The organism is Cryobacterium sp. Hh38, from assembly GCF_004403235.1.
Taxonomy (GTDB): domain Bacteria; phylum Actinomycetota; class Actinomycetes; order Actinomycetales; family Microbacteriaceae; genus Cryobacterium; species Cryobacterium levicorallinum.
Window position 1 is genome coordinate 26,965 of record NZ_SOHD01000027.1, and the last position, 24,611, is coordinate 51,575.

At 64.1% G+C, this 24,611-nt stretch carries 23 protein-coding genes, 1 tRNA gene and 1 pseudogene; 19 read left to right on the forward strand and 6 right to left on the reverse strand.

Annotation, left to right across the window (positions count from 1 at the left end; translation table 11 throughout):
- Positions 1–168: 168 nt before the first annotated feature.
- From E3T41_RS08605 to rplA, 7 genes are all read left to right on the forward strand, one after another.
- Complete coding sequence (locus tag E3T41_RS08605; RefSeq protein WP_104132147.1) at positions 169–1,011, forward strand: UbiA family prenyltransferase; 843 nt, start codon at positions 169–171, stop codon at positions 1,009–1,011.
- Positions 1,008–2,462: an NAD(P)/FAD-dependent oxidoreductase gene (locus tag E3T41_RS08610; protein ID WP_241991094.1), complete on the forward strand. Its 1,455-nt coding sequence runs from the start codon at positions 1,008–1,010 to the stop codon at positions 2,460–2,462. Before E3T41_RS08605 ends, E3T41_RS08610 begins: the two co-directional genes overlap by 4 nt.
- A 216-nt stretch (positions 2,463–2,678) precedes the next feature.
- Positions 2,679–2,751: transfer RNA gene (locus E3T41_RS08615), tRNA-Trp, on the forward strand.
- Positions 2,752–2,793: 42 nt separating this feature from the next.
- A complete protein-coding gene (gene secE / locus E3T41_RS08620) occupies positions 2,794–3,066 on the forward strand; it encodes a preprotein translocase subunit SecE (protein ID WP_092448385.1) in 273 nt (90 codons plus the stop codon).
- A 100-nt stretch (positions 3,067–3,166) separates the two neighbouring features.
- Positions 3,167–4,120 carry a transcription termination/antitermination protein NusG gene (gene nusG, locus E3T41_RS08625; protein WP_092448384.1) on the forward strand — a complete coding sequence of 318 codons (954 nt, stop codon included), beginning with the start codon at positions 3,167–3,169 and terminating at the stop codon, positions 4,118–4,120.
- Between the two features lie 136 nt (positions 4,121–4,256).
- Positions 4,257–4,688: a 50S ribosomal protein L11 gene (rplK, locus tag E3T41_RS08630; RefSeq protein ID WP_092106326.1), complete on the forward strand. Its 432-nt coding sequence runs from the start codon at positions 4,257–4,259 to the stop codon at positions 4,686–4,688.
- 123 nt (positions 4,689–4,811) lie between these two features.
- Positions 4,812–5,501 (forward strand): 50S ribosomal protein L1, encoded by a 690-nt coding sequence (gene rplA, locus E3T41_RS08635; RefSeq protein WP_092448383.1) that lies wholly within the window; start codon positions 4,812–4,814, stop codon positions 5,499–5,501.
- A gap of 294 nt (positions 5,502–5,795) precedes the next feature.
- Here the strand turns inward: rplA and E3T41_RS08640 are convergent, their stop codons facing one another.
- The 3 genes from E3T41_RS08640 to E3T41_RS08650 form a co-directional block, all read right to left on the reverse strand.
- Entirely contained in the window at positions 5,796–7,160 is a 1,365-nt protein-coding gene (locus E3T41_RS08640) for an NAD-dependent succinate-semialdehyde dehydrogenase (RefSeq protein ID WP_092448382.1), read from the reverse strand.
- A gap of 104 nt (positions 7,161–7,264) precedes the next feature.
- On the reverse strand, positions 7,265–8,233 hold the full coding sequence (locus E3T41_RS08645) for an ATP-binding cassette domain-containing protein (RefSeq protein ID WP_092448381.1): 969 nt from the start codon (positions 8,231–8,233) through the stop codon (positions 7,265–7,267).
- Positions 8,234–8,485: 252 nt separating this feature from the next.
- On the reverse strand, positions 8,486–9,967 hold the full coding sequence (locus E3T41_RS08650) for an XRE family transcriptional regulator (protein ID WP_134478132.1): 1,482 nt from the start codon (positions 9,965–9,967) through the stop codon (positions 8,486–8,488).
- Positions 9,968–10,234: 267 nt separating this feature from the next.
- Here E3T41_RS08650 and aceB point away from each other — a divergent pair, with 267 nt between their 5' ends.
- The 6 genes from aceB to E3T41_RS08680 all read left to right on the forward strand — a co-directional run bounded on the left by aceB (position 10,235) and on the right by E3T41_RS08680 (position 15,656).
- The gene (aceB, locus tag E3T41_RS08655) at positions 10,235–11,923 is read left to right on the forward strand and encodes a malate synthase A (protein WP_092448379.1); all 1,689 of its coding nucleotides are present in this window, start codon (positions 10,235–10,237) and stop codon (positions 11,921–11,923) included.
- A 249-nt stretch (positions 11,924–12,172) separates the two neighbouring features.
- Positions 12,173–12,742 carry an alternate-type signal peptide domain-containing protein gene (locus E3T41_RS08660; protein WP_241991105.1) on the forward strand — a complete coding sequence of 190 codons (570 nt, stop codon included), beginning with the start codon at positions 12,173–12,175 and terminating at the stop codon, positions 12,740–12,742.
- Between the two features lie 211 nt (positions 12,743–12,953).
- The gene (locus E3T41_RS08665; RefSeq protein ID WP_134478136.1) at positions 12,954–13,514 is read left to right on the forward strand and encodes an alternate-type signal peptide domain-containing protein; all 561 of its coding nucleotides are present in this window, start codon (positions 12,954–12,956) and stop codon (positions 13,512–13,514) included.
- A gap of 44 nt (positions 13,515–13,558) precedes the next feature.
- The gene (locus E3T41_RS08670; protein WP_166791525.1) at positions 13,559–14,212 is read left to right on the forward strand and encodes a signal peptidase I; all 654 of its coding nucleotides are present in this window, start codon (positions 13,559–13,561) and stop codon (positions 14,210–14,212) included.
- Between the two features lie 183 nt (positions 14,213–14,395).
- The gene (locus E3T41_RS08675) at positions 14,396–15,055 is read left to right on the forward strand and encodes a hypothetical protein (RefSeq protein WP_134478140.1); all 660 of its coding nucleotides are present in this window, start codon (positions 14,396–14,398) and stop codon (positions 15,053–15,055) included.
- An 85-nt stretch (positions 15,056–15,140) separates the two neighbouring features.
- A complete protein-coding gene (locus E3T41_RS08680) occupies positions 15,141–15,656 on the forward strand; it encodes a signal peptidase I (RefSeq protein ID WP_134478142.1) in 516 nt (171 codons plus the stop codon).
- Here the strand turns inward: E3T41_RS08680 and E3T41_RS08685 are convergent.
- Complete coding sequence (locus tag E3T41_RS08685) at positions 15,653–17,074, reverse strand: deoxyribodipyrimidine photo-lyase (RefSeq protein ID WP_092448373.1); 1,422 nt, start codon at positions 17,072–17,074, stop codon at positions 15,653–15,655. The genes E3T41_RS08680 and E3T41_RS08685 overlap by 4 nt on opposite strands.
- Before the next feature lie 475 nt (positions 17,075–17,549).
- Here E3T41_RS08685 and E3T41_RS08690 point away from each other — a divergent pair, with 475 nt between their 5' ends.
- The 5 genes and pseudogenes from E3T41_RS08690 to E3T41_RS18530 all read left to right on the forward strand — a co-directional run.
- The gene (locus E3T41_RS08690) at positions 17,550–18,167 is read left to right on the forward strand and encodes an alternate-type signal peptide domain-containing protein (protein ID WP_134478144.1); all 618 of its coding nucleotides are present in this window, start codon (positions 17,550–17,552) and stop codon (positions 18,165–18,167) included.
- A 91-nt stretch (positions 18,168–18,258) separates the two neighbouring features.
- Positions 18,259–18,786 (forward strand): hypothetical protein, encoded by a 528-nt coding sequence (locus E3T41_RS08695; RefSeq protein WP_134478146.1) that lies wholly within the window; start codon positions 18,259–18,261, stop codon positions 18,784–18,786.
- Between the two features lie 90 nt (positions 18,787–18,876).
- Entirely contained in the window at positions 18,877–20,109 is a 1,233-nt protein-coding gene (locus tag E3T41_RS08700; RefSeq protein ID WP_166791526.1) for a fibronectin type III domain-containing protein, read from the forward strand.
- On the forward strand, positions 20,106–20,852 hold the full coding sequence (locus tag E3T41_RS08705) for an LPXTG cell wall anchor domain-containing protein (RefSeq protein WP_134478149.1): 747 nt from the start codon (positions 20,106–20,108) through the stop codon (positions 20,850–20,852). The genes E3T41_RS08700 and E3T41_RS08705 overlap by 4 nt, the downstream gene beginning before the upstream one ends.
- A gap of 86 nt (positions 20,853–20,938) precedes the next feature.
- Positions 20,939–21,337, forward strand: a pseudogene (locus E3T41_RS18530) (signal peptidase I); the annotation flags it as partial.
- A 114-nt stretch (positions 21,338–21,451) separates the two neighbouring features.
- Here the strand turns inward: E3T41_RS18530 and E3T41_RS08715 are convergent.
- Both E3T41_RS08715 and E3T41_RS08720 read right to left on the reverse strand, forming a co-directional pair.
- Positions 21,452–22,429, reverse strand: a complete 978-nt coding sequence (locus tag E3T41_RS08715) for an NADP-dependent oxidoreductase (protein ID WP_241991095.1) — start codon at positions 22,427–22,429, stop codon at positions 21,452–21,454.
- Positions 22,430–22,631: 202 nt separating this feature from the next.
- Positions 22,632–23,219, reverse strand: coding sequence for a YqaJ viral recombinase family protein (locus E3T41_RS08720; RefSeq protein ID WP_369828660.1), 588 nt, complete (start codon positions 23,217–23,219; stop codon positions 22,632–22,634).
- A gap of 272 nt (positions 23,220–23,491) precedes the next feature.
- Here E3T41_RS08720 and E3T41_RS08725 point away from each other — a divergent pair, with 272 nt between their 5' ends.
- Positions 23,492–24,607 carry a hypothetical protein gene (locus tag E3T41_RS08725; RefSeq protein WP_134478153.1) on the forward strand — a complete coding sequence of 372 codons (1,116 nt, stop codon included), beginning with the start codon at positions 23,492–23,494 and terminating at the stop codon, positions 24,605–24,607.
- Positions 24,608–24,611 lie beyond the last annotated feature (4 nt).

Below are 24,611 nucleotides of genomic sequence, written 5' to 3' on the forward strand. Positions count from 1 at the left end.
GAGTTTAGCTATCCCCTCCCGGGAGTCGGTCAGTGGGAGCACTCTTGGTCGGCCGATCCGCTCCTTCTGAGGTCCTGACGGGGCCGCGGTGCTGCTCGACCGTCGTTTCGGCGGGGCGGCGTGTGGCCTCGTAGCGAGATCTCTCGCCGAGCTAGCTAGAGTGAGAAAATGCTTACGCGCCTGGTTCAAATCTCCCGACCGGTGCTGTGGGTGAACACCATCGGCACGACCGTCATCGGAATGTGGCTCCTCGGCGATTTATGGCGCTGGGACGTGCTGCCCCTCCTACTCTGGGTGACCCTGCCGTTCAACCTGCTGATCTACGGCGTGAACGACATCTTCGACCAAGAAACGGATGCCCAGAACGCCCGCAAGGGTGGACACGAGGGTGCTCGAATCCTCGGCTCGGAGACCCGCCCGATCGTGCTCGGCGTCCTCCTGACCAACGTGCCCTTCCTAGTCTTTTTTCTGGTCACGCTGCCGCCTGCAGCGCTGGCCTGGATCGCGGCGTACTCGGTCATCTTTGTCTTCTACTCGATGCCCCCGCTGCGCTTCAAAGCTCGGCGCTACTTGGATTCGCTGAGTAACGCCGCGTATGCCTTTCCGCTGGTGTTCGTGCCGCTCGCCGTCGGTGAGCAGCCGATCTGGTCGGCGGCGATCGGGCTGATGGCCTGGAGCGTCGCCAAACACACCTACGACGCGGTGCAGGACATCGACGAGGACCGCGCTGCGCGTATTCACACCACTGCGGTGCATCTCGGCGCGCGCGGCGCCACGGTGTGGAGCGCCATCTGGTGGGCGCTGTCCACCGTCGGTTTCGCCCTCATCAACTGGCCGGTAGCGCTGGTGAACGCGCTCATCGCCGGCTGGCTGGTGTGGTCGTTGGGGCGTGACCCAACACCCGCCACGGCGCACAGACTTTATCGGTACTCAATCATCTTCCCCTACGTTGCTGGTTCCGTCGCCGGAGCCCAGGTCGTGGCCGCCATTCTGTTAGGAACGTATCCATGAAGCGATCCCGCATGCCATCGACTCCCCGGCGCATCGTCGTGCTCGGTGCCGGCATTGGTGGATTGACCGCCGCCGCTCTGCTGGCCCGCGCCGGGCACTCGGTGACCGTGCTGGAAGGATCCGACTGGATCGGAGGAAAGAGCCGACGCCTAGAGATCGACGGGCAGCGCGTGGATACCGGGCCGGCTCTGGTCGCCTTCCCCCCGGTGTGGGAGGAATTGCTTGCCCGTTACGACGCCATCGGCGCCCGGCGGTCCGCTCCCGCCGAGGCCGCGGCGGTCGCCGCGCTGACCCTGAAGAAACTGCCCGAAGTCGGTCGGTATTTCTATGCCGGTGACAGCGTCACCCTGCCGGTGCCGCCGGGGCATCCGTGGCATGCGGCCTGGACCCGGTTCGAACGCGAGCACGGTGGGTTGGGACCCGAAGTCACGAGCATGCTCACCGCCGACCCAGCCAGCCCGGCGTCGCTCCCGGCCGTGCGCCGGGTATTCCGCCTCTACGGCAGACGGCTGACCACACGGGGCTTTCTCGATGGCTTGACCTGGATGCCCGACGGACTGCGTGAGGTCATCGCCATCCACACCCTCAACGCGGGCGTCTCGCCCCGGCAGACCCTCGCGCTGTATGCGAGCATGCCGGCCATCATGGCCACCGATGGCGTCTGGGTCCCCGAAGGCGGAGTCAATGAACTTCCGCTGGCGCTGCATCGGCTGGCACTCCACGCGGGCGCACAGGTGCACACGGGCGAGCCCGTCACGGCTGTGCGCAACGGACTCGTGTCGACGACTTCGGCGACCTACCCGGCAGACGTGATCGTGAGCGGGCTTGACCGGGGCGTGCTCGACGAGCTCCTTGGACGGCCGAAAGCGCGACCGCGGTCGCTGTCCTGCTCCGGAGTGGCCGTCTACGCGTCACTCGCAGCGCCGCTGCCCGCAGGGACGGCCACCCATTCTGTGGTGCTGCCCGACGACCCGGCCGCGCTGCACCGCAGCCTGGACGCCGGCGTCGCTCCAGAGCAGACCATGGCGTTCCTGAACTATTACCGCCCGAACGAGATCTATCCCAACGATCGGCCGACGGTAGCCGTGCTCCTCACCGCGCCTGCCGACGGCCGACATTACGATCTCGACACTCCCTGGGTCGCCGACGAGATGGCCCGGGTCAGCTCCGCAGTGGGACTGGACCGGCCCATCACCGAGCTGTTCCGAGACCACGTCGTGCTCGACCCGCGCTACTTCGCCGGCTGGGGCTCCGCGGGGGGTGCGCTGTATGGCGCGACCAATCCACTTTGGCAGAGCGGCCCATTCCACCGACCCGGGTATACCAGCCGGGCGCACCCGTGGCTCTGGCGGGTGGGCGCCTCGGTACACCCCGGTGGCGGCATCCCGGCCGTGCTCGGGGGAGCCATGACCGCGATGCACAAGCTGATCGGCCGGCTGGACGGTCACTGACCCGTCGCCGGCCGCAATCCCGCCGACCGCGAGAGTGTGCCAAGCTAGCACTGAAACAAGGATCGTACTTCGGCGCGAACTCGTCTCAGCTTTACAGTGGCCGGTCCGTGACCTAGACTGGTTCAAGGTAGTGGAATTCTGCCATGCTTTTCTGCGCCTTTTTCTGAGTGGTAAATCGCCGGAGAACGTAGAACTGCAGGGTGAATTTACTTCCATAGGGTGGTGGCTCAATTGGTAGAGCAGCGGTCTCCAAAACCGCAGGTTGCAGGTTCGAGTCCTGTCCGCCCTGCACATCGGTGGTTAGTCCGCCGACCATGAGAGGTGTAAACAGGTGGCCCGAAAAGTTGTCGACGAACCCGGTGAGGAAATCGTCGCGAACGCACGAATGGCACGCGAGTCAAGTCGCGGACCTTTCGCTCGGCTGTCCCTGTTTATCAAGCAGGTCTTTGCAGAACTGCGCAAGGTGGTCACTCCGACTCGTAAAGAGCTGCTGAGCTACACCGGCGTCGTGCTCGTCTTCGTTGTCATCATGATGGGCATCGTGTCGCTCCTGGACTGGGTGTTCGGCCTCGCCGTTCTCTACGTCTTCGGAACGCCGGGATAACTCCCGCCACCGGCATCCGCTTTGATCGGACCGCCAAGCATTACTGGCACCCGTGCCCATACACACTTGAACACGTAGAACAAATAAGGATTGAGATTTAGTGACTGAGACGAAGCACGACGATGTCGACTGGGCCACTGCCGCTGAGCAGTCCTCCGAGGACGACGAAGCGCAAGAGGGCAACACCCTCGCGGCCGACGAAGACTCCGTAGAGGCCGCAGAGCAGGTTGCCCTGCACGTCATCGACGAGAACAACGACGTTGAGGTCAACCTCGACGCCGCTCTCGATGCCCTGGCCGAGTCCGCCGATCCCGAAGCTGACGCCATTGTCGACGGCGCCCTCGACATTGATTCCGCCGAAGAGGCCGACGCCTCCGTCGAAGCCGTCGAAGATGAAGGCAAGCTTGTCAACGCCGAAGATGCAGAAGACGACGCCGAGATCGACCCCTACGAAGCTTTCCGCAAGGAGCTGCGCTTTCTGCCGGGTAAGTGGTACGTCATTCACTCCTACGCCGGTTTCGAGCGTCGCGTGAAGTCGAACATTGAGAACCGCAAGCAGTCGATGGCGATGGAAGATTTCATCTACCAGTGCGAAGTTCCCATGGAAGATGTCGTCGAGATCAAGAATGGCCAGCGCAAGATGGTCACCCGTGTGCGCATCCCGGGCTACGTGCTCGTGCGCATGGACCTCGACGAAGACAGCTGGTCGGTTGTTCGCCACACCCCCGGTGTGACCGGCTTCGTCGGCAACGCCCACAACCCCACGCCGCTGCGCTTCGAAGAGGCCTTCGGCATGCTCAAGGGACTCGTCGAAATCGTCGAAGCCCCGACCAAAGCTGGGGGCGCCCCCGGAAAGTCGGCGCAGCGCGTCATCGCTGCTGAGGTCGACTACGAAATCGGCGAGACCATCACGATCAAGGAAGGCTCGTTCGCGGGCCTGCCAGGTTCGATCAGCGAGATCAAGCCGGAGAGCGGCAAGCTCATCGTGCTCGTTTCCCTGTTCGAGCGTGAGACGCCGGTCGAGCTCAGCTTCGACCAGGTCACCAAGCTCTAACCAGCACCTCTTACCGGCAGAACGGATGACCCGCGCGGGTCATCCACGCTAGGTTCCCAAACCACCGGGGCCCATCCGGGCCACCGGGAGAGCAGTCCTTCGGGGCAGCTCGCACATCAATACGAAGGACAACACAATGGCACCGAAGAAGAAGGTTACCGGTCTGATCAAGCTTCAGATCAAGGCCGGCGCAGCCAACCCCGCACCGCCCATCGGGCCGGCACTGGGTCAGCACGGCGTTAACATCATGGAGTTCTGCAAGGCCTACAACGCAGCGACCGAAGCCCAGCGCGGCAACGTCATCCCCGTTGAGATCACCGTCTATGACGACCGTTCGTTCACCTTCATCCTGAAGACCCCGCCCGCAGCGGAGCTCATCAAGAAGGCTGCCGGCGTCGCCAAGGGCAGCGGAACCCCGCACACCGTCAAGGTTGCCAACCTCACGCAGGCTCAGGTTCGCGAGATCGCTGAAGCGAAGATGGTTGACCTCAACGCCAACGACATCGACGCCGCCGCGAAGATCATCGCCGGAACCGCCCGTTCCATGGGCATCACGGTCAGCGCCTAGCACCAACAACTGCGCGAACACCCCCTCGCTTCTGCGCCACACGGCGCGTGAGCACCCTAAGCAATTAGTGGAAGAGCCTGCCAGGCTCGCACCACACTCTGAAGTACATACAGGAGATTTCACATGGCAACCAAGTCAAAGGCGTACCGCGCCTCCGCCGCGAAAATCGGCGAAGACAACTTCTACACGCCCGTCGAAGCCGTCACCCTCGCCAAGGAGACCGGCTCCGCGAAGTTCAACTCCACGGTTGAGGTCGCCCTCCGCCTCGGAGTCGACCCGCGCAAGGCCGACCAGATGGTTCGTGGAACCGTCATCCTCCCGCACGGCACCGGCCGCACCGCCCGCGTCATCGTCTTCGCAACCGGCCCCGCCGCCGAAGCCGCTATCGCAGCCGGCGCCGACGAGGTCGGTGGCGACGAGCTTATCGAGAAGGTAGCCGCTGGTTACACCTCGTTCGACTCCGCCGTCTCGACCCCCGAGCTCATGGGTAAGGTCGGTCGTCTCGGAAAGGTTCTCGGCCCGCGTGGCCTCATGCCGAACCCGAAGACCGGAACAGTGACGCCCGACGTCGCCAAGGCCGTGTCCGACATCAAGGGTGGAAAGATCGAATTCCGCGTCGACAAGCACTCCAACGTGCACTTCGTCGTTGGCAAGGCATCCTTCTCCGCCGAGCAGCTCAACGAGAACATCTCCGCAGCGCTCGAAGAGATTGTTCGCCTCAAGCCGAGCTCGTCCAAGGGCCGTTACATCACGAAGGGCGTCGTCTCGACCACCTTCGGTCCTGGCATCCAGCTCGATGTCAACAGCATCTAAGCATCCGCTTCACTGAAGCAGGGCCCGTCTTCGGACGGGCCCTGCTTCATTTAAACGGATGATGATGGCCGGGTTGGTTCTCCGTGGGTCGCGCTGGCAGGGAGCACTTGCTCCTCAGCTCCTCAGCTCCTCAGCTCCTCAGCTCCTCAGCTCAACACTCGACACCCCGCGAGCAACCCGCCGCCATCGCTTGTCTCGGCCGTGCCCAGTCGGGTACGCGCTCCGGTAGCTGTGGCGTAGCGCGCAGCCGTAGGGGGCGCGCGCATCCGCTGAGAAGCTGCCGCAGCGGACGGGTCAGCCGATGCGAATCATCTTTTTGTTGACGAATTCGTCGGCACCGAAACGGCCCAGTTCGCGCCCCGAGCCGGAACGTTTGACGCCACCGAAGGGCAGCTCGGCACCGTCGGCGCCGACCAAATTGATGAAGACCATGCCAGCCTCAATGCCGTCGGCCACGCGCAGTGCCTGCTCTGGGTCGGTCGTGAAGACGTAGGAACCCAGGCCAAACGGAGTGTTGTTGGCCAATGCTAGTGCTGCGGCCTCGTCGGGGACGCTGAAGATCTGTGCGACCGGGCCGAAGAATTCTTCGTGGAAGGCATCGGACCCGGGCAACACGTCGGTGAGCACGGTTGCGGCGAAGAAGTTGCCCTCAGCGGTTCCGCCCGTGACGAGGGTGGCACCCTGAGCCACCGCGCGCGCAACCTGCTCGGTCAGAGTCTCGGTGGCCTTTTTCGAGGAAAGCGGCCCGAGTCCGGTACCGTCTTTGGTCGGGTCGCCCAGCTCGACGGCATTGATTGCCGCCGTGAACTTTTCGAGGAAGGGCTGGTATAGCTCCTCGATGACGATGAAGCGCTTGGCAGCATTGCAGGCCTGGCCATTGTTGTCGATGCGAGCAGCCACGGCGGCACCGACGGTCTCATCCAGGTCGTCGGTGGACAGCAGGATGAACGGGTCGGAGCCGCCGAGCTCGAGCACGACCTTCTTCAAGTTGCGTCCGGCCAGCTCAGCAATCGCCGCTCCGGCGCGTTCCGAACCGGTGAGCGAGACACCCTGCAGGCGCTTGTCGGCGATGACCGTGGCGATCTGATCATGGGAAGCGTAGAGGTTGGTGTAAGCACCCTCGGGGAAACCGGCGTCGAGCATGATCTGCGCGATCGCGGCGGCCGATTCTGGGCACTGCTCGGCGTGCTTGAGCAGGATGGTGTTGCCGATGATCAGGTTTGGTCCGGCGAACCGGGCAACCTGGTAGTAAGGAAAGTTCCACGGCATGATTCCGAGCAGCACGCCGAGTGAGCTGCGACGCATAAGCGCCGAACCTTCGCCGGCGAGCAGGGTGATGGCTTCGTCTTTCAGCAGGTCCGTCGCGTTGTCGGCGTAATAGGCGTAAATATCGGCGCTGAAGTCGACCTCGCCGAGGGCCTGCTCCATGGGCTTACCCATTTCGCGCACGATGATCTCGGCAAGCTCCTGGCGGCGCTCGCGGTGCAGTTCGGCCACGCGGCGGATGAGCGCTGCGCGATCATCGACGCTGACGGAGCGCGACCAGGTGTGGGCGTCGTCTGCGGCGGTGATCGCGGTGGTGAGGTCGGCATCCGAGATTGTGTCGTAGGTCTTGACTGTCGCCCCGTTGGCCGGGTTGATGACTGCGTAGCTGGTCATAGGCTTATCCTTCACTGGTCAGGCACCAAATACCGGCGCCGATGCAAACTCTGGTTTGTCAAAGATATAGCAGCGGATGATTAAAGACGACGCAGCCGCAGAAGCTACAGCGCGGGGCTCCCTGGCCACTGATTCTGCTCCGCATGCAGCAGTTCGCGGGTATGCGGATGCTTTGGCGAGCCGAAGAGTTCGGCGACCGAGGCATATTCCACGATTGTGCCGGAACGAACAACGGCGACCCGCTGGCAGGTTAGCGCCGCCACGCTGATCGAGCGCGTGACCATGATCATCGTCAGCCCGTTGTCGCGCTGCAACATCCGCAGCAGGTCCAGAATGTCTGAGCTGTCTGACGCGTCCAGGGCGTCTGTGGGGTTATCAGCCACGACGAGGTCGGGCTTGCTCGCGAGTGAAGCGGCAATATGTACGCGCTGGGCGACCACGTGCGACAGCTGGTGCGGGTAGGACATGAACGTGTCCTCCGGGCGCTCGACCCCAGCCTGATCCAGCAGGGCCAGCGAACGCTCATAGGCGGCCGTCTTGGCCAGGCCGAGGTAACGCAGCGGTGCGGTCAGCTTCGTTCCGACGGTCACTCCGTGGTCGAGACTGCCGAGTGGATCGCGCGGCAGGTAGGCGATCCTTGCGTCCCGCGGCCGGTCGCGCGGTCGCGGGGGCAGACCAACCAGTTCCCCGCCGTTGAACAGAATCGACCCGGAACGGATGACCGCCGGAGCCGGCAGCAGACCGGCGATGCACTGGGCGATCTCGAGGGCGCCGGAATTGGCGTCGCCGACCAGCCCGATCACTTCGCCGCGGGTTATAGAAAGTGAGATGCCATTGACCAGCAGCGGTGCGTCCGGGCGGGCTCCCGCAGCAACGCGCAGTCCGCGCACGTCCAGCACGGCCGCCGAGCGAAACCAGTGCGACGGCAGCGGAACCGTGGTCTCCGCGGTCGGTGCAGTCGGCGCGGCGGGATCGAGCGACTCGTCCGGCGGCGTGAGTGCCGACTCGGCCGAGGGGATTCCTGCCCGCACGGCGAGATTGATCCGACGAAGAACGGCGCGAGCATCAGTCATGGTCAGCTCGCATTTCAGTAGGGCGAGAGCAGGGACTGAAACGTGGAACTGACGCTCACAACCGAAACTCTCTGGTGCATAGGGCTGTGAGCGTGTGCCCGACTCGACAGCACCCTCACGTCTACCCAATGCTAGCTAATACCGGTGCCAACAACGTACCGGTTTGTTTTTCTTTTTTTGAGCGGATGCTCACACCCCAGTAATCTTCCAGTTAGACCCAGTGAATCCTCCGCCGCCGGGTCATCGTGGTGCTCAGTGCGGCGAGTGGGCCTCGAGAAACTGGTAGACCTCAGTCTGGTCGACGCCGGGAAATGTTCCGGTGGGCAGTGCGGCGAGCAGGCTGGTCGGCGTGCGCGCGGCTGGCCAGGATTGCCCGGCCCAGCGGTCGGCCAGGTTGTCGGGCGCCCGGCGGCAGCACGACTCGTCCGGGCAGAGCGACACGGCGCGGTTTGACGTTTCACGCCCGCGAAACCACTTCACGTGGGCGAAGGGAACGCCCACACTCACCGAGTATTCGCCCTCCTTGGCCTTCTCGACGCGTGAGGTACACCAGAAGCTTCCGGCTGGCATGTCGGTGTACTGGTACCAGGCGCTGAAGCGATCGGCAACGTCGAATACGGTGCGGGCGGTCCAGCTGCGGCAAACCGTGGTGCCCTCGACCGCGCCGAGCGCATCGCTGGGAAAGCGCACATTGTCGTTCTCGTAGGCCTTGATGATGGTGCCCGACTCGTGCACCTTCATGAAGTGCACCGGAATTTCGAGCCGGGCGGTGGCGAGGTTGGTGAAGCGATGTGCGGCCATTTCGTAGGAGACGGCGAAGGCGTCGCGCAGGTCTTCCATCGAGATGCGCCGCAGGGTCTTCGCTTCGGTCAGCATGCGAACGGCATCACGCTCCGGCAGCAGAATGGCGGCGGTGAGATAGTTCGTCTCCACCCGCTGACGCAGAAATTCTGCATAATTTCTCGGTTCCTCGTGTGCGCATAGTTCGCTGGCGAAGGCCTGCACGATCGGGGAGCGGGAATCCCGAGAGGCCGAGCGGTTCGTCGGCAGGTAAATCCGCCCGTTGCGTTTGTCCGTGACCGACCGGGTGGAGTGCGGCAGATCGTTCACGTAGTGCAGTGAGAAGCCCAGATGGGTGGCCATGTCGGCGACGAGCTGCTGCGATACCGGGCCGCCGGAATGCCCCACCGCGGTGAGAATTTCGAGGGCCTGGGCCTCAAGCTCGGGAAAATAATTGTCCTGCTGCCGCATGATCTGGCGCAGGGCCGAGTTGGCCCGCCGGGCTTCCTCCGGGGTCGCGGCTCGTTCCCGGTTGAGCCGGTCGATCTCGTTGTGCAGGCTCAGAATGGTGTGCAGCGTTTCGTCGCTCTGCCCCTTGCTCACACGGATGCGGGGGAGGCCCAACGCCTGAAACACCGGGCCGCGCTGGGCGCGTTCGACCGAGATTTCCAGTGCGGCTCGCTCGGAGGGGGCATCCGTTCGCATCAATTCATCAACGGTCGTGCCGAGGGCGAGGGCGATCGTGCGCAGCATGGACAGGCGCGGTTCGCGCTTGCCGTTCTCCATCATCGACACCTGCGACGGCGCGCGGTCGATGGCGGCGGCGAGGGTGTCGAGCGTCATGCGGCGGGCGGTACGCAGCTCGCGGATGCGCCGCCCGAGGGTGAGAGCGTCGAGCTCGGGTTCATCGACGGCGAGGGATGACAGGGCGGCGAGGGCTTCAGCGGGAACCATTCACACAGTGTCACACGATTCAAAAGTTTCCACAATCAGAAGAACAGGGTTTCTTCTGCCGGTATATTTTGGTTTTGTAGCGTGCAGACCCGGCAGAGTATGAACACAGGCCAGTAACGACGATTTGAACACTGAACGCATCCACCCTCGCGCTCATCGGTTCGACCGAAGCAGAACCGTTCCACCACCATTCAGCCTGAGATCGGGCGCACCGCAATTCGGGTTCGCCCCCTGTCGGTTTCACCTACTTTCGCAAGGAGCCAGACCATGAACACCCCAAACCCGACCATTGATCAGACGGTCACCTCCGCGCCGATCAAGACCGACAAGGTGAAGACCACGACCGGCAGCTTCGCCACCATCCGCCCGCACCTCGAGGTGACCGGCCCGCTCGCAGACCGCTACGACGAGATCCTCACGCCGGACGCCCTCGAATTTCTCGCCGAGCTGCACGAGCATTTTGCCGGCACTCGGCACGACCTGCTCGCTGCCCGGCTGCAGACTCGAGTGGATGCCGCGAATGGTCGCGACCCCAAATTTCTAAGCGTTACCGAGAGCATCCGCTTGGATTCAACCTGGAGCGTTGCAGGAGCCGGACCCGGTCTGGAAGACCGCCGCGTGGAGATCACTGGTCCGACCGACCGCAAGATGGCCATCAACGCGCTCAACTCGAGCGCCAAGGTGTGGCTCGCCGACCAGGAAGACGCCACCAGCCCGACCTGGACCAACGTCATCGAGGGCCAGCTGACCCTGTTCGACCAGGTGCGCGGCCAGCTGAGCTACACGAGCCCCGAGGGCAAAAAATACGAGATCACGAACAAGACCACGCCGACCATCGTGATGCGCCCACGTGGCTGGCATTTGGTCGAGAAGCACGTGACCTTCGTTGATGCAGCCAACCGTCGCATGAAGTCCTCGGGCAGCCTGATCGACTTCGGCCTGTACTTCTTCCACAACGCCAAGAAGCTCATCGAGAACGGCACCGGCCCGTACTTCTACCTCGCCAAGCTGGAGAGCCACAAGGAAGCCCGCCTGTGGAATGACATCTTCACCTATGCCGAAGAGCGTCTCGGAATCCCGTACGGCACCGTGCGTGCCACCGTGCTGATCGAGACGATTCAGGCCGGCTTCGAGATGGACGAGATCCTCTACGAGCTGCGCGACCACTGCGCCGGGCTGAACGCCGGCCGCTGGGACTACATCTTCAGCATCATCAAGACGTTTCGGGCTCGTGGCAGTCGCTTCGTCTTTCCTGACCGCAAGCAGATCACCATGACGGTGCCGTTCATGCGGGCCTACACGGAGCTGCTCGTGGCCACCTGCCACCGCCGCGGAGCTTTCGCCATCGGCGGCATGAGCGCGTTCATCCCGAACCGTCGCGACACGGCCGTCACCGAGCAGGCGCTCGCCCAGGTCGCCGCCGACAAGAAGCGTGAGGCCACCGACGGCTTCGACGGTTCCTGGGTGGCGCACCCCGACCTGATCCCGACCGCGCAGGCCGAGTTCGACAAGGTGCTCGGCGACCGGCCGAACCAGGTCGAGCGCACCCGCCCCGAGGTGAGTGTGACGGCGGCCCAGCTACTCGACGTCGCCTCGGTCGGCGGTCAGATCACCGAGGCCGGCGTGCGCGGCAACGTGCTCATAGCGCTCCGCTACATCGAGTCCTGGCTGCGCGGCGTTGGTGCTGCGGCAATCGACAACCTGATGGAAGACGCCGCTACCGCGGAGATCTCCCGCTCGCAGCTCTGGCAGTGGATCCACGAGAACTCGGTCACCGCCGAGGGTCGCCGAATCGACTCCGACTGGGTCGAAGAGGTGCTCGACGAGATCGTGGACGGCCTCGAGCGCACCCCCACCGACCGCTTCGACGACGCCCTCACCGTGCTGCGCACGTCGGCGCTCGAGCCCGAGTTCCCGACCTTCTTGACGGTCGGAGCGTACGCCCGCTTCTTATAACTCATTCGGCGTTCGCGAAAGCGGGCAAATGGATGCTTCACCCCGGCATCATCACAGGGGTGAAGCATCCGTTTGCCCGTTTTTTCGTTTTGGGCCAACCCGTGTTCCATCCCTCACTTGGGGGCGTGAGTACCCAATGGGGGGATACCTGAGTTTTTTTTCAACTCTAAGGCTCTGGTTGGGAATAGTGAAAACATTTCATTATTTCACACTAAAAACCGAAAATTGAAAGGCACAATTGTGAACAGAATGATCAAGGGCTTTATCGCCGGCGCTGCTGTTGTCGCTCTTCTCCTCGGCGGCTCGGGAACCTTCGCGCTCTGGAATGACACCGCGGCGGTCGCCGGTGCGGACATCACGGCTGGCACACTGACGGTCGAAGCGGGGGAAGGCGTCTGGACAGACCAGACGGAGGCCGCCATTAATATTGCGGACTACCGCATCGTTCCGGGTGACACCCTCACCTACCAGACGCTACTCGACGTGGAAGCTCTCGGTGACAACATCAAGGCGCTGCTGTCTGTCGACAAGGGTCAGCTCACTGCGAACAGCGACTCTGCCGAAGACAAGGCGCTCGAGAAGATTCTCAAGGAGTACACCGACGTGTCCGCAGTGGAAGAGTCTCGCCACGAGGGTCCTGCCGGCCCGGCCCCCGTTCGGGGCGACCAGTCAATTGATTTCGAACTCCTGCAAGGTTCCGTTCAATACCAGGTGATCGTCACGATCAAATTCCCGGCCGAATACGAAGACGACGACGCTGCGAAGACCGGATCGGTCGACCTGTCCGAGCTCGGGGTCAAGCTGACGCAGCATCTTTAATAACTCCTCGGCAGGCCAGCGAGCGGAGAGTCGCGTGAAATTTACATTCGAACGCGCGACTCTCCCCGTTGGCCGTGTCGCTTGGTCTGCCCAGGAGCAGGCTGATTCGGCCTTTGAACGGATGTCGCCGATCCTGTCCTAAACGTCGGCGCAAGACGCTACGGGGTCCATCTCTTCTCGTTTCCCTCGACTTTTGTAAAGGAAGAACTTCATGAACAGGATCCTCACGGGATCAATAGCAGGTGCGGCCGGTATCGTACTTCTCCTCGGCGGGGCCAGGACGTTCGCGCTGTGGAATGACACCGTGGCAATCGCCGGTGCGACCATCACGGCTGGAACGCTGACGGTCGAGGCGGAGGAAGGTACCTGGGCCGATCAGGACGACGACGCGATCACCAGCATCGACGAATACCTCATTGTTCCGCGTGACACCCTCACCTACGAGTCCGTGCTTAACGTGGACGCGCAGGGCGATAATATCCAGGCGCAAATTGTCATCGACCATGGCTCGATCATTTCCGACGACGTGGAAGCGAACCTGGCGCTGGAAGAGCTCCTCACAAAAGCCACCACGATCGAGGTGGTTGAAGGCGGAGGGGTTGGCGCCAGTGTTGGCGTTGGTCGCACGGGGTTCGACCTGACTGCTGGCGAGCATGAGCTTCTCGTAACCGTCACGATCGCATTCCCAGAAGACGCCGCGGATGACGACGATGCGAAGACCGGGGCGGTTTACCTGTCCGGCCTCGCGGTGATCCTTTCGCAGACGTTGTAACTGCCCCTGTGCCCAGAATGGAGAGTCGCGTGAAGAGTGCAGCTTTGAGCGCGACTCTCCTGGCCGATCAGTATCCGCTGCCCAAACCGGCCAGAAAGGCCGCTGGTCTGTGGCGTCAGATCAGGTTTGCCCTGAGTCTGGCCGTGTTGCTGCTCGTTATCGCGCTCGCCGTGGTGCTGATCGTGATCCCAAAGTTCACCGGATCGATCCCACTGACCGTACTCATCAGCTCGATGGAGCCGGGCCTTCCGCCCGGCACGTTGATCATCGTTCGGCCGGTTGAAGTGGATGCCCTGGTGCTGGGTGATGTCATCACCTACCAAATGGAGACCGGAAAACGCGGCGTCATCAGCCACCGCATCATCGCCATCAATACCTCGGCGGGTGAGCGCACGTTCGTCACGAAGGGTGACAACAACGGGGCGGCCGATGCTGACGCCGTGCTCGAAGCGCAGGTGCAAGGGCAGCTCTGGTACTCCGTTCCGCTGATTGGGTATGTCAACAGTGCGGTCAATGGTTCCAATCGGGCCTGGCTCATTCCGGTGGCCGCTTCATTGCTCTTCGCCTACGCGGGCTACGTGATCCTGGTCGGCGTCGTGGCCGGCGTGCGCAAGCGCCGACGAGGTAAACGACTGGGCGGGACACCGATCGATTCTCCTGCCGCCGATTCTGGCGTGAAGGTCGACGAACGAGGCTAAAAGATCCGTTGCGTACTCGGTTTCGATGCCGCCGTCAGCAGGCCTTCCATCCCCCAGATTGGGGGGAGAGCGGCACCCAATGGGGGGCATACACGAGCATTGCTCACCCCTAACGTTTTGGATGGGAATAGTGAAAACATCTCATTGTTCTCTCCAAACCTGACTATTTGAGATGAGACTGACGTGAAACTTATGTTAAAACGCAATAAAGCAATCATTGGGGCCGGGGGCGTCGCTGTTGCGTTGACCATGGCGCTCGCAGCATTGGGGCCGACCGGTGCGTACTTCAGCGACACCGAACAGGGCAGCATTGATGGAACGAAGGGCTCGATTAAGATCGCAGGCGTCGACAGCCTCGACTTGCACTTCACCAATATGCTCCCCGGTGAGATGCAGACTGTCTCGGAACGTTACGTGAACAACGGCCTGAGTCCCCAGGATGTCTGGGTCGTCTTCAATAACGCCGAGGCGCTACACGCGTTGAATGACGAAGGCACCTTCATGGAATTCCATCTTTCAGCTAACGGCACAGCGCTGTTTGATTCGGCGAACTTGAACGACAATGGCGATGGTGTTCCCGGATGTGCTGGATTTGACCCGGCAGGCTGCTGGCCCCTCGAGCGAGCGTACAAGCTTCAAGAAAACCTTGCGCCCGGGTCAATTGGAAAAGTTTCCTTCAGCGCTATGATCGCTGCCAAAGCTGTAGGCCAGTCTGAGGTCGGCGGCGGCGATTGGCTTCCGTACCCGGTCAAGCAGCAAAACGGAGCCCCTGTTACGCCCACAGATGCGGGGCTGCCGTACCAGATCGTCGCAACACAAGTTGGGCAGGAACCCGGCCACTAAGGCTTGATGAAACGGCTCGGATGTCGCTGTCGGGTAGCGACGTCCGGGCCATTCACCATTCCAATTCGAGCGTGAAAGGCGTACCGTGAAGAGACTCAAAGGCACCGTGATTCTGCTGCTCGTGCTCGCCGCCGTCCTCACTCCGGTGGCTCTCGTGGCCACGGGCGCCCTGCCCTACCGGGCCTACGTCGTACGCACCGGATCAATGTCGCCCACCATTTTGCCGGCCAGCGTCGTGCTTGTTGAGGCCGACCAGTACGAAGTCGGCCAGGTCATCGCCTTTCGACGCGCCGACGATCGCACCACCCACCGACTCGTGGCCATCAACGACGATGGCACCCTGACCACCAAGGGCGATGCGAACGACACGATCGACCCCTTCACTGTGCCGGCTGCCGATGTCATCGGCGGAGTGATCGCCTTCGTTCCCCGCCTCGGCTATCTCGTGGTCTACCTGCAAAACCCGCTCGCCCTCGGCTCCCTCATTATGTGCGTTCTGAGCATGTGGTACGTCGGGTCATCCGAACAGAAACCCCAACAGAAGCCCGAAAAGAAACCGTCCAAGGATTCCAGGGGCATCGCGGCCGTTCGGGTCGCCTAGCTTGCCGACTGGGCTTTCACCTTGTCGTAGGCGGCGAGGGCGGCGCGGCGGGTTTCGCCGAGGTCTACCAGGGGCGCCGGGTAGGCATCCGTGCCGTATTCGGGCACGTTGGCGCGGATGTACTGCTGGTGCGGGTCGAACTTGGCCGCCTGCAGTTCGGGATTGAAGATGCGAAAGTAGGGCGCGGCATCCGCTCCGGAGCCGGCTACCCACTGCCAGCCGAAGGGGTTGCTGGCGGCATCGGCATCGACGAGGGTGTCCCAGAACCAGCGCTCGCCCACCCGCCAGTCGACCAACATATTCTTGATCAGGAATGAAGCGGTGACCATGCGTACCCGGTTGTGCATACTTCCGGTTCGCCAGAGCTCGCGCATGCCGGCATCGACCAGGGCGAAGCCGGTGCGGCCTTGTTGCCACGCGGTCACGGCTTCGTGGTCGAGCTCGGGCCACGGGAAGGCGTCGAAGGCGGGCCGCAGGTTCTTGGTCGCGAGCTCGGGGGCGTGAAACAGCACGTGGTAAGCGAACTCCCGCCAGCCGACCTCGGTGAGAAACCGGGTCGCACTCGCGAGCGCCGGCCCGGAGAGTGAGCGTTGCGCCTCCTGGGTGGCCGCCCAGACCTGGTGCGGGCTGATCTCCCCCCACCGCAGGTACGGCGACAGACGCGACGTCGCGTTCTGGGCCGGTTCGTCACGTTCGGCCCCATAGCGGGGGAGTGATTCGGCCAGAAAGCGCCCAAGCATTTGCTGAGCGGATGTCTCGCCCGGCTGCCACGCCGCGCGCAGCCCGTCGGCCCAGTCGGGCGCGCTCGGCTCGAGGCCCCAGTCGTCGAGGCTGTCGGTGGCGAGGCTGCCCGACCACCCGGAGACGGTGTCGGGGGAGGGGTAGGGCGCGCGCGGCGGCGGACCGGCCTGGCAGGCACGCCAGAACGGCGTGAACACCGAGTAGGAGCCGCCCTGACCGGTTTGGATGGTCCACGGTTCGAACAAGAGTGAACCCGCGAAGCTGTGGGCATCGACGCCGTCGGCGCGCAGCTCGGCCTTGATCGCGGTATCGATCATGCGTTCTGCGGAGCCGTAGCGGCGATTCCAGAAGACGGCAGCGGCATCCGTTTCACGGGCGATTTCGGTGATGATCGGTGCGGCCGGGCCGCGGCGCAGAATTAGCCCGCCGCCGAGCGCCTCGAGCGTTGCACCGAGCGATCTGAGACTCTGGTGGAGCCACCAACGGGCGGCGCCGCCGAGCGTGCGCACTCCGGGGGACTCGTCGTCGAACACATACACGGCCACGATCGGCCGGTGTCGGGCGAGGGCTGCGTGCAGCGCCGGGTGGTCGCCGACGCGCAGGTCGTCGCGAAACCAGACGACCGAGGGGCCGACGTGCTCGTTGGACTCTGCCGGGGTATGGGGAAGTGAAGTCATGGGCTCTCCTCGTGAGAACTCCAGTGTGTACCCTGCCGCGGATGAGACCAATTCGGAGGTAGAACGGTTCGTCGCGCCAGCGTCGGCCGAGGTTCGACCAACGGAGCCACACGTCGAAACGTCGGTATATCTGCGGAAAATAGAGCTAAACGGCGTAAATCTTTGTGCGTACAGACCAAATCGTTGCCATTTGCGCAAAAACTCAATTCCCCATTCTGGGGGTTGGAGCAGGACAGACAAATTTGTCTGTCCCATCTAGTGTGTGAATCGCGGATGGAGCTACAGCCGCAGAAAACACCACCGGACTGTAGCAAATTCATGGCCCAATACCCAGGGTTGTGGACGACCGGCCGCATCACCGTCGCGCTTACCCCGCGGCGATCACGTAGCGGGCTTCTTGCCGTTGCTCCACGCCTGCCGCTTGCTGGCCTGCGACCACCCGAAGTTTTCAGACCAGTACCCGAAGGGCCTCACCATGAACAAGCTCACCAAAGGCGCGATTGCCGGCGCCGCCGGTCTCACCCTCCTGCTCGGCGGTGGCACGACTTTTGCGCTATGGAACTCCTCGGCCGTGGTGGCCGGCGGCACGATCGAAGCTGGCAACCTGGTTGTTTCTCCCAGCGCCATCGACGGCGTTGAAGTTGCCGGTGTTTGGACGGACCAGAACGATGTAGTCCTGAACCTCGAAACATTCGCGGCCTCGCCCGGCGATGTGCTGGTCTATACCAAGAAAATGCACGTCCTGGCCGAGGGGGACAACCTCGTCGCCGAGCTGACGCTCGATGCGGGCTCCATCAACGCCACCACGCCGGGTTACAAAGCCGACGACGCACTGGCCGCCTACCTCATTGGGACCGCAGTTTTGACAGTGACGCCCGATGGCGGCATCAAGGATAACTTCTCCCAGACTGAGCGTTCAGTGACCACCGGCCCGACGGATTACACCATCACACCCGGAGCGGGAATCGTCGAGGAAGACGTCACCGTCGAGGTCACGATCACCTTCCCGAACGGCGCGCTGGGCGCTGAGAACACCATGAGGCTCGGTTCGGTCACCCTCAAGGACGTGGCGGTCAACCTGACCCAGATCTAACCGATCGGTGCGCGGGTGCCCACCAACGATGGGCACCCGGAAACGACCAGCAGGCAGCATCCACTTTTGATTTGCGAAAGCCGGTGATCTCTTGAAAATATTTCTGTTCGCGAGTGCGGCGATTCTCGGTGCGACCCTGCTGGCCACTGCGGCCGTGGGCGGAACCTATGCCCTGTTGAACTCGAGCGCTTCGGCCGGCCCGGCAGTCACGATTCAGGCCGGATCCGCCGAGCTCAGCATCACGTCAGACCTCGAGATGTCGAATACCCCGCTGTATCCCGGAGCAAGCAACGTCGGCACGGTCGACGTGCGCAACGACGGCACGGTGTCGCTCTCCCTTCGCCTCGCCGGCCTGACGCCGCCGACCGTTTCGACGCTATTCTCGGAGGCCCTGATCGTCGGGGTGAGCGCCGTTTCGACGGTGCAGGAGTGCACGTCAAACCTCACTCCCACCATTGCCGGCACCTTCGCCGACCCGCCGGCTGAGGAGCTCGGCCTCACGCTGGCTCCCGGATCCAGCGCGCTTCTGTGCGTCTCAGTGAGGCTGTCAGCGGATACCCCGAGCGGCAGCCAATCCCAGACCGCGACGAGCTTTGGACTCCTGATTGACGGACGGTAGGTCTAGCCCATGACATCGAACCGTCGTCGTTCTCTGCGGCTGCGCAGCCGGTCTGGGCGTCCGGCGCGCTGGCCCGCCGCACGATCTGCCGTGGCAATTGCGAGCCTGGTCTTTTTGACCTTTGCCGGCACCGGCGTTGCCCAGGCCGTCTGGACCGCCGCGGCGGTCAACCCCACAGCATCCGCTGTCTCGGGCGCCGTGACCATCAGCCAGGACGGGTTCGCCGCGCTCGCGACCGACTACACGTCCCATCTGCTCACGGCGACGAAGCCGGTCACCCTGACCAACGGCGCCGTGCCTGCCGCCTACGACCTGACAGTCAGTTCGGCCGCCGCGACCGCGTTTTCCGCTGCGGTCAACGTGCGCGCCTGGTCGATCGCGGCAACCGGCAGCTGCCCCATGACGCCCCCGACCGGAACAGTGAGCACCCCCCTGGCGACGGGAGTCACTCTGAGCGGCGACCTGGCGGCGAGGGCTTCGGTGCGCTACTGCGTGCAGACGTCGATCGCCAACACCACCGCCGGCACCATGGTCAGCACCTCCCTAACGGCGCAACTGGAATTGCAAGCGCGAACGGGCAACTGGATGTCACCCATCTCGCTCGTCACCGCCGCGCAATCTGTCACCAACACCGCGCCACGCGATCTGGCGGCGGTCAGGAAGACGCACAGCTCCATCTCCTTGACCTGGGCCGCTGCCCAGGACAGAACCGTGACGCGCTACGAGGTCTGGCGAAACGGCACGCGGGTTGCAAACGTACAAAGCGTCACAACCTTCACCGACACCGGCCTGACGGCGAACACGCGCTACACCTACCTGATTTACGCCGTCGATGCGAACGGCAATCACCTGGCCGCCTCGAACGAGCTCGCCGTGTCTACGAACAAGCAGCCACCGGCCCCTGGCGTGTGGTACCACGTCGTCACCGCCGCCGGGACCTGTGTCGATGCGGCCGCCCCGCAACAAAAGGGACGAGTGCTGGCGACGAAGGAGTGCTCGACCGCCTCAACCTCACGGTTCAGCTTCGTTGCGGACAGAAACGGTTCCGAGTATGAAATCGTCGCCGCTGACGAGAACCTGGTGTGGACTGCGGAAGGCACGTCTCCGCTGTCGCTCAGCACGCAGAGTGGCCCAGCAGACAAAGCCAAGCAACGTTTCACGCTCGCCCCGATCAGCTTGGGCAGTGCCACCTTTCAGATTCGCAGCGTGAAGGACGACACGAAGTGCCTTGAGTCAGGCAACACGCTCACCTTGAAGACGTGCGACACCACGGTACCCATCCAGGAAAACCAGCTATTCACCCTCGACGAGGTGACTTCATGACCGGATTCCTGATCCGTGCCCGGATCGCAGCGACCGTGGGCGCCGTGTTCTTGCTGACCGTGAGTGGGACCGCCGCCCCGGCCCTGGCGGCGTCGGGCGCCGAGTCCGCTCCCGACGTCTTGGTCAGCAGCGATGGCGAACATTTTGCCAGCAGCCTGCCCGTCGGACTGTTCGGATCACACGGCCTGCTGATTCCGCATGGTTCGATGCAATCGAGCCTGTGGATTCAGAACCCGAGCGACCGGCCCGCGAACGTGCGGGTGAGCCTGCGGGAGCCGGGCGGAGCATCCGCTAATCGAACGGTCTCTGACCTTCGGGAATACCTCATCCTGACCGTCGAAGACGCCGCGGCGCAGACGGTGACCACCGTTCCGCAGCTGGCCGACGCGGGCTGCGCGGTACTCGCGCCCGAGCAGCCGCTCGCGGCCGGTGACACCCTGCGGGTCGAGCTCACGATCGAGATGATGAACGTGAACGGACTGACCGCTCAAAACGCGCGCGCGGACCTCGGCGTTCTCGTTGCGCTGCGCGATGCCGAGGCTGGACCCTTCGCGGCATCGGCCTGCGACGACGATGGCGTGCTCATTCCGGCCATCGCCGAACCGTCAGTACCCCAGCGGGCGGATGCTCTGTCGCGCACCGGCGTCAACCTGCCCGTTCCGGCCATTATCGGCGGCGGCCTGCTGCTCGGCCTGGGCGTGCTGCTGGTCACCCGGCGGCGCCGTGACCGGCGTGAACCGTGACGCAGCCGGCTGACGCACCGATCGCGCCGACCGATACGCCCGCTCCCAGCCTCTGGCGTTTTCTGGGGATCGCGCTTAGCGCTGCCGTGCTACTGCTCGTCATCGGGCTCGGACTGGTGCTCGTGGTCATTCCCAAGGCGACCGGTGCGACCCCGCTGACCGTGCTGACCAGCTCGATGGAGCCGGGACTTTCGCCCGGCACTGTCGTCATCGTGCGCCCGGTCGACGCCAACGCGCTGCACATTGGAGACGTCGTTACGTATCAAATGGTGTCCGGCGACGCCAAGGTCGTGACGCACCGCATCCTCTCGATCGTTTCGAACTCAGAAGGACCGCGTTCCTTCATCGTGCAGGGCGACAACAACAGTGCGCCCGACGACGACTCCGTGCTGGCCGAGCAGATTCAAGGTCGGCTCTGGTACGCGGTACCCTTCGTCGGCTACGTCAACAACGTGATCACCGGGGCAAACCGGACCGGGATCATCCCCGTGGTGACCGTGGCCCTGTTCGGCTATGCCTGCTTCATGGTCGTGGGAGGCCTGCTCGACCGCCGAAAAACCCGCAAACGGGGAGCGGATGCCGACGACCCGGCCCTCGGGTTACGAGACGCGGAGCACGATCTTGCCGCGGGTGTGACCCTCTTCGAGCAGTCGGTGCGCGGCGGCACCGTCGGCGAGTTCGAACACGGAGTCGACGTGCACGCGCACGGTTCCGCTGGAGAGTAGGGCCGAGATCTCGTCGAGCGTGCGCGCGTCGGGGGACACCTTGAAACCGGTCGCGCGGCGGCCGACGGCGGCGGCATCCGCTGCCATGGTCGGCCAGCTGCCGGTCGGTGCGTTCACGAGCAGGCCGCCGGGGCGCAGGGCCGCGAGCGAGCGGGTGCCGGTGTTGTCGTGCACGTTGCCGATGAGGTCGATGACCGAGTCAAGATCGTGGACCACATCCTCGAAGCGGGTCGTGCTGTAGTCGATGACCTCGTCGGCGCCGAGCTCGCGCAGAAAGTCGAGGTTGCGGGTCGACGCCGTCGCGGTCACGTGCGCTCCCAGCACCCGGGCAAACTGCACCGCGAAGTGACCGACGCCGCCGCTGCCGGCGTGCACCAGCATCCGCTGCCCGGGAGCTGCCCCGGCCAACTTGACCATGCCCCAGGCGGTCAACGCCGCGATCGGAACGGCGGCCGCTTCGGCGTGGCTGAGCCTGGCCGGTTTGTGCGTGACGCTCATGCTCGAGACCGAGACATACTCGGCGAAGCTGCCGCTGGTGCGCGGCACGCGGCCCATGCCGTAGACCGCGTCGCCGGGCTGCAGCGGCGAGGCCTCGAACGCGGCGCGCACGACGATTCCGCTGAAGTCGTTGCCGAGAATGGTCGGGTAGCTCTGGATCGCGGCCGCGACGCCCTTGCCCGCACGGGTCTTGGCGTCGATCGGGTTGAGGCCGGCGGCGACGACCTTGATGAGCACCTCGTCGGAAATCTGGCGGGGCAGCGGCCGTTCGGCCAGGTGCAACACCTCGGGGGCGCCGGTCTCGTCGATGATGAGGGCGCGCATGGTCTCCGGCAGTTCGTATTCAGTAGCCATGCTCCCCATTCTGCTGCATCGCACCCACCCCATCACGTTCCGGGCCCGGAAAGCGGGCCCATGATCTATCGTGGGCCCGCGGAGCGGGCCCGGGCCCGGTCCAAACATATGGAGTTGCTCGCTCCCGGATGCGCGATGACGGGTGCGCCTGAGGGATGCGCGGTGAGGACCCCTCACCGCGCAGGCCCCGCCAAACGGACCGCTAGCGGCGGGTCTGCTCGTCGAGGTTGTCGATCAGGGCGTTGGCGAGGCCGACCAGTATGGCGATCTGGTCTTCGTCGCGTTCGATCCAGCGACATTCGGGCACCGGGGCCACCGGCACGAAGCCCCGGTGCTCTTCCCAGACCAGCAGCGTGCGGTCGGCGCCGAGCACATATTGCTGCCACCACACCTGCCGCATATAACTGCGCGGAATGCTGCGCCACGGCTTGCTCGTGGTCTTGATCTCGGCCAGGTGCAGATCGCCATTGGCCGCCACGCCGACTCCGTCGGGTGTAGCCAGATGCCGTGGGTGCGCGAGCGACCGGAACAGGTTCGTGCTCGGCTCGATGCCGTAGTTCTCCAGCACCCAGGCGGCGATGACCGGTTCCCGGGCCCGCCCGTGGTCGGTGTAGCTGTTGCCGGTGAAGCTCGTGCCGTGCATTTTGTCGTGGGCCGCGTTCAGAATGGATTTCGGAGTCGACAGTTTCGCGACATCCGTTGCGGTGATTCCCTGGTTGCGCGCCCGCAGCCAGGCCACCCGGTCGGTCGAGTCAGCGACGATGCGCAGCGTGTGCGGTGCCGGCAGCAGAGCGGATGCTGCAAGGTGCGTTGAAGGCTGGTCCAGATCGAAGAGGGACAGCGTTGAATTCGGCACCCCTCTATTGTGTGCCCGCGCGCCCGGTCGGCGCGCCACCGCCACGGAGTGCCGCTCGTTTGCTGCCGCGCACGCTGCGGCCGCTCGCCGCGCCGCGTTGCACCCGACACGCCCCGCTCGGCAGCCCCGAAACTCTGAGAATCGTTATCGCGAAGTGATCTGAGTTCGCTAGCGTGAGTGCACGGCAACCAACCGGGGGGAATACTATGTCGCACCGCGCACGCACAGCTGGAGGCGCAGTCGCGATCACGCTCGCCATTTTTCTCAGCGGATGCGCCGGCCTCCCCGGCTTCCCCGCCGCGACCGACGCTCCGATCGCGCACCTCGTCGAAGGGGTCGACTGCCAGGCGCCCAACCTCAATCACGACATCGCCGTGCAGGAGGGTGTTCCGACCCAAACCGACCTGACCGCCGAGCACCCCGCCGCGCCGGATCCGGAACGGGTTCCGACCGACTTCAACCCCGTCGCCGCCTATCGCTGCACCTTTTTCGGCAGCCTCGACGACGCGCAGGGCCGCTGGTCGGCCGTGCAGGTCGAGACCCTCGAGGGCGACTTCGGCGCGCTGCTGTCGGCGCTCGCCGAACCCAGCGACCAGGCGGGCCCCAACCAGGCCTGCACCGCCGACATGGAGCTGGTGCCGGAACTCTGGCTCGAAAACACCGACGGTGACGCACTTCGCGCCGCCTGGCCGCGCACCTCCTGCGGCAAAACCAAGCCGGAGACCCACACCGCTCTCGACGAGCTCGAGCTGACCGACACGACCCTGCTTCCGCTCATGTTGCAGGTCACGCGAGAGGCGCTCGACGCCAATTGCGCGATGAGCACCGGCACGCCCGAGCAGTCGCTGCTCTTTGGCGGTATGGGCCTGCAGACCTTTCCGGATGGCATGAGCGACGGTGCTGAACCGACCACGATTCCGGCGCCGCCGGCCGAGGCTCCGTCCCTCGCCGGCGTCGACGGCGCGAGCGTCTGCGTCTACACGGTCGATCTGCAGCAAGACCCCGGCCTCAGCGAGCTCAACTCCGTCGAGGGGATCGATGACCTCGCTCTCGGCGCAATGATGAACCTGCAGTTCGGCACCTTTGCCGGCGCGAGCACCCTTGAAGCGGATGCTGCGGTGCTCCTCGCCGCCGCAGCATCCGCTTCGCAGGCGCCCGAGTGCAGCACCGACCCGACCCGGTTTGCGGTGCTCTGGCCGGAGCGCGCAGGCACCCGGCTCGACACGTCGATTCAGGTCGAACTCGACGGCTGCCAGAGGCTGTTCCTGCCCGGCAGCCACGCGCTCGTGCCCGCGCCGGAACTGCTCAACATCCTGCAATAAACCG

Coding starts and splice junctions, on each gene's coding strand:
- E3T41_RS08605 (WP_104132147.1), top strand. CDS start 169: ATGCTTACGCGCCTGGTTCAAATCTCCCGACCGGTGCTGTGGGTGAAC.
- E3T41_RS08610 (WP_241991094.1), top strand. CDS start 1,008: ATGAAGCGATCCCGCATGCCATCGACTCCCCGGCGCATCGTCGTGCTC.
- rplK (WP_092106326.1), top strand. CDS start 4,257: ATGGCACCGAAGAAGAAGGTTACCGGTCTGATCAAGCTTCAGATCAAG.
- rplA (WP_092448383.1), top strand. CDS start 4,812: ATGGCAACCAAGTCAAAGGCGTACCGCGCCTCCGCCGCGAAAATCGGC.
- E3T41_RS08640 (WP_092448382.1), bottom strand. CDS start 7,160: ATGACCAGCTACGCAGTCATCAACCCGGCCAACGGGGCGACAGTCAAG.
- E3T41_RS08645 (WP_092448381.1), bottom strand. CDS start 8,233: ATGACTGATGCTCGCGCCGTTCTTCGTCGGATCAATCTCGCCGTGCGG.
- E3T41_RS08650 (WP_134478132.1), bottom strand. CDS start 9,967: ATGGTTCCCGCTGAAGCCCTCGCCGCCCTGTCATCCCTCGCCGTCGAT.
- aceB (WP_092448379.1), top strand. CDS start 10,235: ATGAACACCCCAAACCCGACCATTGATCAGACGGTCACCTCCGCGCCG.
- E3T41_RS08660 (WP_241991105.1), top strand. CDS start 12,173: ATGATCAAGGGCTTTATCGCCGGCGCTGCTGTTGTCGCTCTTCTCCTC.
- E3T41_RS08665 (WP_134478136.1), top strand. CDS start 12,954: ATGAACAGGATCCTCACGGGATCAATAGCAGGTGCGGCCGGTATCGTA.
- E3T41_RS08685 (WP_092448373.1), bottom strand. CDS start 17,074: ATGACTTCACTTCCCCATACCCCGGCAGAGTCCAACGAGCACGTCGGC.
- E3T41_RS08690 (WP_134478144.1), top strand. CDS start 17,550: ATGAACAAGCTCACCAAAGGCGCGATTGCCGGCGCCGCCGGTCTCACC.
- E3T41_RS08705 (WP_134478149.1), top strand. CDS start 20,106: ATGACCGGATTCCTGATCCGTGCCCGGATCGCAGCGACCGTGGGCGCC.
- E3T41_RS08715 (WP_241991095.1), bottom strand. CDS start 22,429: ATGGCTACTGAATACGAACTGCCGGAGACCATGCGCGCCCTCATCATC.
- E3T41_RS08725 (WP_134478153.1), top strand. CDS start 23,492: ATGTCGCACCGCGCACGCACAGCTGGAGGCGCAGTCGCGATCACGCTC.